Origin of the sequence: Spongiactinospora gelatinilytica, from assembly GCF_003236385.1 — a bacterium.
Classification (GTDB): Bacteria; Actinomycetota; Actinomycetes; order Streptosporangiales; family Streptosporangiaceae; genus Spongiactinospora; species Spongiactinospora gelatinilytica.
The window spans coordinates 1-2,162 of the sequence record NZ_POUA01000641.1 but is presented as its reverse complement, the minus strand read 5'-3'; the positions used below and the strand labels follow the sequence as shown (position 1 = coordinate 2,162).

At 70.6% G+C, this 2,162-nt stretch carries 3 protein-coding genes; all 3 read right to left on the bottom strand.

All coding sequences use genetic code 11. The features are described 5' to 3' along the window. On the bottom strand, positions 1-996 hold a 996-nt coding region (locus tag C1I98_RS38105), incomplete at its 3' end, for a cation:proton antiporter (protein ID WP_233508546.1). A gap of 44 nt (positions 997-1,040) precedes the next feature. Continuing rightward, complete coding sequence (locus C1I98_RS38100; RefSeq protein ID WP_111172087.1) at positions 1,041-1,523, bottom strand: cation:proton antiporter regulatory subunit; 483 nt, start codon at positions 1,521-1,523, stop codon at positions 1,041-1,043. A gap of 58 nt (positions 1,524-1,581) precedes the next feature. Further along, a complete protein-coding gene (locus tag C1I98_RS38095; RefSeq protein ID WP_233508545.1) occupies positions 1,582-2,112 on the bottom strand; it encodes an SAM-dependent methyltransferase in 531 nt (176 codons plus the stop codon). Positions 2,113-2,162 lie beyond the last annotated feature (50 nt).

Here is a 2,162-nt window from a genome sequence, read left to right as displayed (position 1 = left end):
GACGGCGAGGCCGGCGATGACGATGTTGAACTCGCCGCGGGGGATCATCGCGATGCCCGCCCGGGCCTGGCCGGCCTTGGCGATGCCGGCTCGGCGGGCGGCGTACGCGCCGGTCAGCAGTTTGGTGATCAGGCTGACCGCGGCGAGGGCGGCGGCGAGGGCGGCGACCGGGGGGATCGCGCCGGGGTCGGTCTGCATGCCGAAGAAGACGAAGAAGACCGCGGCGAACAGGTCGCGGATGGGGGTGAGCAGGGCGCGGGCGTCCTCGGCGAGTTCGCCGGACAGGGCGATGCCGACGAGGAACGCGCCCACGGCCGCGGAGACCTGGAGCTGCTGGGCGATGCCGGCCACCAGCAGCGTGAGCCCGAAGACCTTGAGCAGCAGGACCTCGGAGTTCGGGCTGGCCACGAACCACTCGATCGCCTTGCCGTACCTGAGGGCCACCAGCAGGACGACGCTGACCGTGCCGAGCGCGATGGCCACCGTGACGGCCCCGCCGATCAGGCTCACGCCGGCCAGGATGGCGGTGAGGATCGGCAGGTAGAGGGCCATGGTGAGGTCTTCGAAGACGAGCAGGGAAAGGACGACGGGCGTTTCCCGGTTACCGATCCAGCCGAGGTCGGACAGTACCTTGGCGGTGATGCCGGAGGAGGTCGCGTACGTGACGCCGGCCATGGCGACGGCGGCGACCGGGCCCCAGCCGAGCAGCAGCGCCGCCGCGGCGCCCGGGGCGGCGTTGAGCACGAGGTCGACGATCCCGCCGCGGGCGTTGCCGCGCAGGCTGCTGACGAGTTCGTCGGCGTTGTACTCAAGGCCGAGCGTGAGCAGCAGCAGGATGACGCCCAGTTCGGCGCCGACCGAGATGAACTCCTCGCTGGTCGCGAGCGGGAGGAGGCCGCCGTGGCCGAACGCGAGACCGGCCACCAGGTAGAGGGGGATGGGGGAGATCCCGGCTCGCAGCGCGAGAGCGCCGAGCACGCCGAGACCGAGGATCACGCCACCGAGTTCAAGAAACAGTATGGCAGTGTGCAACAGCCGACCTATCCGTTGGCCAGGATTTCGGCGACGGCCGCCGTGCTGTCCGGGCTGCCCACGACCACCACGACGTCATCGGCCGCCATCACGAAGTCCGGGGTCGGGCTGGCGATGACCCGGCCGCCACGCACTATGGCGACGATGGAGGCCCCGGTGCGGGTGCGTACGCGCGCGTCGCCCATGGGCCGTCCCGCGTACGGTGTGTCCGCGAGGATGGGGTACTGGAGGCTGACCAGCCCTTCGACCTGGCGGTGCAGGTCGTTGAGGCGCTGCACGATGCGTGGGGCGCCGAGGAGTTCGACGAGCGCGTCGGCCTCCTCGTCGTTGAGTTTGACCGCTTCGCAGGCTTGGTCGGGGTCGTCCTTGTCGTAGATGATCAGGTCGCGCCGCCCGGTGCGGTGGCTGACCACGCCCAACCGGCGTCCGGATCGGGTGGTGAACTCGTGTTTCAACCCGATTCCTGGCAGGGCGGTCTGCTCGATCTCCACCGGTTGGCCTTTCCATCCCGTCATGGCTCGTACCGCCGTTCACACTATCGCGAGTAAATCATCCGATGTCATGGCATAGCCATCCAAAACCACCCAGACCTGTCGGGTCGATCAGTTCGGCCTCCTCGCCCGCCCTCGCCAGCGCGCGCAGGTATTCGCGGGGGGCGGTGTGGGCCAGTTCGATCGGTGGGCGCGCGCCGGTGAGGCCGAGTGCGCGCAGCGCTTCGCGCTGGGTGGTGAGGCGTGTCACGGTACGGCCGGCGGGGGCGGTCGCGGCGCACGAGTCGAGGGCGACGTGGGCGGTGATGTCGCAGGAGCCGTCGGGGATCGGCGGCACGAGGGTGCCGTCGCGATATCCACAGAGCGTGCCGCAGGGCGGACGGTTGTCCACAGGGTGTGCATAATCCACGGCGATGGCCCGGCCCCGCGTCAGCCTGCCTAGCACGGACGCCCACGCCTCGTCCCTGGTCCGGCCGATCTCCGCGCGCCGGCCGGGGGACAGCGGCCACCAGCGTTCCAGCCAGGCGAGGTCGGCGGGCTCGGGGGGCGGGCCGAGCCGTTCCCGGCCGGTGGCGGGATCGACCAGCACGATGCGCGGGCCTTCCGTGGTGCCCTCGGCCCTGGCTCTTATACAAATCT